Source organism: uncultured Turicibacter sp. (assembly GCF_938044715.1).
In the GTDB taxonomy this organism is placed as follows: domain Bacteria; phylum Bacillota_I; class Bacilli_A; order MOL361; family Turicibacteraceae; genus Turicibacter; species Turicibacter sanguinis.
The window spans coordinates 37405-44163 of record NZ_CALIOS010000138.1 but is presented as its reverse complement, the minus strand read 5'-3'; the positions used below and the strand labels follow the sequence as shown (position 1 = coordinate 44163).

The window sequence follows — 6759 nt, the reverse complement described above, 5'->3', positions numbered from 1 at the left end:
TATCCAATTTCTTGGATGAAGTAATTATATCATAATTTATGGTAAAAAAAATAGTCGAAATAACAAAAAAATGTAGAAAAATGGTAAAGAACATTTCGGTTTAAAATGTTTGTTAAGCGATAAAAGATTCTATGTTTAAAAAAATGATGAAGTCTTAGTCATCCTCGCAAGTTTTTACATATTTTAAAGACTTAGGAATATAATGAAATGACAAAGAAAAATAGGAGGGTAAAAAATGAGTTATTCATTTAATTGGGATTGTACACTACCAATCAAAAACATAGAAGATATTGTATCGATTAATATTGTACCTGAGACAAACGTTTATGATGAAGGGGATTATTTATCACTTCGCGGGCAAGTGTGTATTGATGGAGAATATGTTTCATCGACTAAAGAGCAATTTTTATTTAATGAGTGTATTCCTTTAGATATCACGCTACCTAATAACGATCGTACGACGAATATTAAAATTGATGTAGAGAATTTTGATTATACGATTGAAGATGGAAATAGGTTATGTTTAAATATTAGATTATGCATTGCAGGATATAATTTAGATAGTACACCAACATTAATTGAACCTGATGAAGAGGATGAAGGGCAGGAACAACCGCCTGTTATTTTTACTAAGGAAGCTATTTTTTCTCCTAAATCAGTTGCGTCGAATGATGATGAGGATCTTGACTATTTAGATTTTGATGACGTTGCGATGCCATCTCACCAGGAAGCGGTGGAATTAGTTGATGAGGAACCAGTTAAAAAAGATGCTGCACTTCCTAAACCATTTTTATCAGAGGTGGCTCGAAAAGAAATAGCAGTTAACCAAGTTCAAAATGATGGAGAGGAAGAAGGAGAAACAGAAATCTTTACTGAATCAAATGATGAATTTGTTCCTGTGGTTGGGGGGGATGTTGAGGCAGTTGCACCGATTGAGGAAGTAGGAGAAGAGCCAGATTTAGTAATTGAAGGTGAGGTAGTGGAGGAGCTAGAACCAGTGATTGAAGCCGAGGTAGTAGAAGAGCTAGAACCAGCGATTGGAGTAGAGGTGGTGGAAGACCGAGATCCAGTGATTGAAGTAGAGGTAGTAGAAGAGTTAGAGCCAGTGGTTGAAGCAGAAGTAGTAGAAGAGTTAGAGCCAGTGGTTGAAGCCGAGGTAGTAGAAGAGTTAGAGCCAGTGATTGAAGCAGAAGTAGTAGAAGAGCTAGAGCCAGTGGTTGAACAATTATCTGATTCAGGTGCATTTGTTGAGCAGGCATCTCGAAAAGAAACATTAACAGATAAAATTAAGCAAATTTTAAATAAAGAACCGGTTGTTGTAGAAAAAAAATCAGAACCTGTTCCAACTACTCCTGCTACTGAGGTGGTTGAAGAAGTCGTACCGGTTAAAGAGGAAGTCGTTAAAGAAGTTGAGGAAATTCAAGTACCCGTTGAACAAAAAGTTGTTGAGCAAGTGGCTACGATTGAGCAAACGATTCAACAACCAATCTCACAATCAACAGGATGGGAAGAAGTTATTTCAGAACAAACGATGCCGACTAAATATCATCCAGTGATGCCAATTCCAGTGGTGCAAGAAGAAGTGACAGAACCAAAAGAAATGATAGAAGAGGAAGAAATTTTACCGTATCCATTAAAACAAAATATTAAAGAAGTAACTTTTGAAGAGCCTGTTGTGAAAGAAAAGTCTAACTTGTTTGATATGTTATATGGATTAGATCAAGAGGAGGAAGTGGCGACGGTGGAAAGTCAAGAAACTGTATCTGAAACGCCAGTTTCGACATCAATTCAAACTGTCTCACAACCTGTTATTCAAAAAGTTCAAGTAACACAACAAATGACACAACCAGTTCAAGTAACACAACAAATAACACAACCGGTTCAAGTGGAACAATCATTAGTTGCTGTACAACCTGTTGAAGAAGAGGTAAAGGAAAGTAAGGTAGCCGTCAATATGTCATCATCAAGTGATGATTCGATTGCAAGTCAATTCTCAGATGGGGAAAGTATTATTAAAATCGTGTTTGTTCAAGAGGAAGAAACAACCATTGATGATATTTGTACAAAATATAATGTAACCCAAGATCATATTTATAATTGTGCAAATGTTCAGTCTCCTCTTTGTCCAGGCGATCATGTGATGATAAATTATGGACAATTTAGAAGAAATTAAAATTTTAATTGAAACAAATTATAATCTGAGTGTTGAAAAGGTTTCAAACATTACCTCTAAATCTTTGAAAGTTTCGACAGCACAACACGAATATGTTTTAAAGCTAGCAGAGGGTAATGATGAATTTATTATGAAGCAATTATTTGCTTATAAGTCATTACCTAAAAATATTTTACCCATTTATAGAACGAGAGATCGACAACATTTAGTTCCTTGTCGAGGTCAATTTTTTTATCTGACAGATTATGTTCAAATTATTGCTGTTCCACTTGAAAAGCAGTTATACTATTATGTTGAATTGTTAAATGACTTGCATGAGAAAACGCGTTTAATGACGGATATAAGCGATGAAGAAATTTCTAAAATTTATAATAAAGAGTATAAACGACTTGAGACGAGTTATTCGAAGTTACAAAAAATTATGGAGGCGTGCGAACTTAAGAAGGATCGCTCGCCTTATGAGTGGTATTTTATGATGGTTTATCCGATGATTTATCGGATGTTACAGCAGGCTCATGAGGAGTTGAAAAAGTTTTACGATTTATTAAAAAGGGATCATAAGATGCCGATTAGTTTAATTCACGGTGATGTGAATGTGGCTAATGTTTTAATAAGCGAAAAGGATACATATCTGATTAATTTTGAAAAAAGCCTGTTTTCTTTATCTTCATTGGATATGTATTATTTGGTTGAGGTTTATTATCAGGTTCCTGGAATGAAATCAATTATTTTAGATTATGTTAAAAATGAAAAAGCCGCAATTTTGCGGCACTATTTTTTCTTTAAATCATTATTAGTTGACTTATCAGAGCTCGGTGAGTCTTTACAAGACCACTCGTTGATTAATATTGCAGTATTAAATGAAACATTAGCTCCTCATTTATTAGCTTTTCAAGTTTATAATGAGTTTAACACACCCACCACAACAACGCCAACAAGCCCCCAAGGATCATCAACATGACAAAGTCAAACTGTGAAAAAGAAAAAATGATGAGGAATAATTGATAAAAAAATAAAAGACAAATAATTGATTTTAAAGAGCTTAGATAAGCTCGCCATCCACCTCTTCTTGGATTATTTTTTGGATACATCATATCCACCCCCTTAATATAGTTTATGCATGAGATAAGGGATATAATATATAAGCCCTGATTAATTTTCTACAGAAAGAAAATTTTATCTCATTATCTAGTAATGAAGGGCGGCTTTTCGAGGGGAGAGAATGTGTATTCAGACTTGATAATCGAGCATTTGAATAACCAAGACTGACTTTCACGATCTAGGTTATTAATCATTATATATAAAACATCTAGCAAATTTTTAAGTTAGATGTTTTTTTGTTCCATTCACTTAATATCTTTTATAAGGTATTAGAATTAATTTGAAATTCTTATTCAGCTATTGAATAAATTTGTTTGATGTTGTAGAATACTAACATATATAGCATGATAGGTAATAACCGTGACCAGGAGGAGTAAAAGTATTTTTACATTTTAGAGAGGAGTTCATGTGCTGAAAGAACTCTATGTGAAGACTTTGAAGGTAGCCTGCGAGTTGAGTTTCTGAATAGAGAAGTTAGTAAGAAATTCCGTTTGCTGCGTTAAAGCATAAGTGGTAAGTATAAACTTACAATTAAGGTGGTACCGCGGAATTTTAAGCATTTCGTCCTTTTATAGGACGGAGTGCTTTTTTTGTTAGTCGAGCTTGTCGGTTTACTGATACGGACTTAGTTTAACTATGTTAGATGTTCTTCTTAAATGAATTAAGAGCTAGAACGTCTATACGCCTGTGGTGGATATCACTAATTCGATGTCGTCTATCAATTGTTTGGTCTTGAGATGAAAGAATAAAATTTCAAGATGTACATGCACACTTTTGCTAGCTTATTTTCTGATGATTAAACGGGACCTTATCGTGAATTTGAATTGAAGGAGGGCATTAAAATGACTAAGAACTTAGCACCTAAGTATAATCATTTAGATGTTGAACAAGGTAAATATGCGTTCTGGTATGAACAAGATTGTTTTAAAGCAGAACCACAATCAAATAAACCAAAATATACAATCGTTATTCCGCCACCAAACGTGACAGGAAAATTACACTTAGGACATGCTTGGGATACATCGTTACAAGATATCATTATTCGTATGAAACGTATGCAAGGTTATGATGCTTTATGGTTACCAGGAATGGATCATGCTGGAATTGCAACTCAAGCAAAAGTTGATGCACGTTTAAAAGAACAAGGATTATCTCGTTACGATATTGGACGTGAAGCATTTTTAGAAAAAGCGTGGGAATGGAAAGAAGAATATGCAGGCTTTATCCGTCAGCAATGGGAAAAAATGGGGTTATCATTAGATTATTCTCGTGAACGTTTCACATTAGATGAAGGATTATCAAAAGCAGTTCGCCGTGTATTCGTTCAATTATACGAAAAAGGATTAATTTATCGCGGTGAACGCATTATTAACTGGGATCCAGCAGCTCGTACAGCTTTATCTGATATCGAGGTTATTCATAAAGAAATCGAAGGAGCTTTCTATCATTTCAAATACATGATTGAAGGAACAGATGAATTCTTAGAAGTTGCAACAACTCGTCCTGAAACAATGTTTGGAGACGTTGCCGTTGCGGTTCACCCTGAAGACGAACGTTATAAACATTTACTTGGTAAAAATGTTCTGATTCCAGGAAATGCTAAACCAATCCCAGTCATTGCTGATGAATATGTTGAAATGGATTTTGGAACAGGGGCTGTTAAAATTACGCCAGCTCATGACCCTAACGATTTTGAAGTTGGAAATCGTCATAACTTAGCTCGTCCAATCTGTATGAACTTAGATGGTTCAATGAATGAATTAGCAGGTAAATATAATGGAATGGATCGTGCAGATGCACGTAAACAATTAGTGGCTGATTTAGAAGCAGCGGGATTAGTTGTTAAAATTGAAAAACATGTTCATGCAGTTGGGCACTCTGAGCGTACAGATGCAGTCGTTGAACCTTATTTATCAACACAATGGTTCGTTAAAATGGAAGAATTAGCTGCTCGTTCAGTTACAAATCAAGGAACTGATAATAAAGTAAACTTCGTTCCAGAGCGTTTTGAAAATACATTCTTACGTTGGATGGAAAACATTCATGATTGGTGTATTTCACGCCAATTATGGTGGGGACATCAAATTCCAGCTTGGTATCATAAAGAAACTGGAGAAATGTATGTCGGAGAAGAGGCTCCAGCAGATATTGAAAACTGGAACCAAGATGAAGACGTATTAGATACATGGTTCTCGTCTGCTTTATGGCCATTTACAACTTTAGGTTGGCCAGATGTTGAATGTGAGGACTTTAAAGCTTACTTCCCAACAGATACATTAGTAACAGGATATGATATTATCTTCTTCTGGGTATCTCGTATGATTTTCCAAAGTTTAGAGTTTACAGATGAGCGTCCATTTAAAAATGTCTTAATCCATGGATTAGTACGTGATGCTGAAGGACGTAAGATGAGTAAATCATTAGGTAATGGGGTTGACCCAATGGATGTTATTGAGAAATACGGGGCAGATAGCTTACGTTACTTCTTAACAACAAATTCAGCACCAGGTCAAGATTTACGTTATATTGAAGAAAAAGTAGAGTCTACATGGAATTTCATTAATAAAATTTGGAATGCTTCTCGTTTCGTCATCATGAATTTGGAAGGGATGACAGTAGAAGATGTATGTTTACAGGCTGCTACATTAAACGTTGCAGATAAATGGATTTTAGGTCGTTTAAATGAAACAATTGAAGCAATCAACTATAATGCAGATAAATTTGAATTTGGTGAGGTAGGACGTCACTTATACAACTTTATCTGGGAAGATTTCTGTAACTGGTATATTGAAATGGCTAAGTTACCATTACAAGGTGAAGACGAAGAAGCAAAACGTTCAACTCGTATGGTTTTAACTTATGTATTAGAATCTATCGTGAAATTATTACATCCATTTATGCCATTCGTAACAGAAGAAATTTATCAAATGATTACACGTGAAAATACGGCATGTGCAGTAGCAGCATGGCCAGTTGTTAAACCAGAATTCAATGATGCGAAAACAATGGCTGATTTCACATTATTAATGGATATTATCCGTTCAGTTCGTAACATCCGTGCTGAAGTAGATGCGCCAATGAGCAAAAAAATCCGTATTTTTATCAACGCTAAATCAGAAGAGGCATTAGTCAACTTAACAGCAAACCAAGCTTACTTAGCTCGTTTCTGTAATCCAAGTGAATTAGTGATTGAAAAAGATTTAACAGTATCAGAAGAAACAATGACAGCTGTTGTAACAGGAGCTGATATCTTCTTACCAACTGAAGGATTAATTGATGTAAGTGCAGAAATTAATCGTTTAACAGCCGAACTTAAAAAATTAGAAGGTGAAGTTAAACGTGGAGAATCTAAGCTTGCAAATGAAAAATTCGTTTCAAAAGCACCTGCTCACTTAGTTGAAGAAGAACGTAATAAATTAGCTGATTACAAAGAAAAATTTGAAACGGTTAAAGAACGTTTAGCACAACTTCAAAAATAATTATTT

General features: G+C 34.8%; 3 protein-coding genes and 1 other annotated feature. All 3 genes read left to right on the top strand.

Annotation, left to right across the window (positions count from 1 at the left end):
• Window positions 1-235 precede the first annotated feature (235 nt).
• On the top strand, window positions 236-2173 hold the full coding sequence (locus QWC74_RS13230; protein ID WP_129821535.1) for a hypothetical protein: 1938 nt from the start codon (window positions 236-238) through the stop codon (window positions 2171-2173).
• Window positions 2151-3134: a hypothetical protein gene (locus tag QWC74_RS13225; RefSeq protein ID WP_006785466.1), complete on the top strand. Its 984-nt coding sequence runs from the start codon at window positions 2151-2153 to the stop codon at window positions 3132-3134. The genes QWC74_RS13230 and QWC74_RS13225 overlap by 23 nt, the downstream gene beginning before the upstream one ends.
• A gap of 491 nt (window positions 3135-3625) precedes the next feature.
• Window positions 3626-3846: a binding site (T-box leader), on the top strand.
• A gap of 270 nt (window positions 3847-4116) precedes the next feature.
• Window positions 4117-6753, top strand: a complete 2637-nt coding sequence (locus QWC74_RS13220; protein ID WP_006785467.1) for a valine--tRNA ligase — start codon at window positions 4117-4119, stop codon at window positions 6751-6753.
• The last annotated feature ends 6 nt before the right edge of the window (window positions 6754-6759 follow it).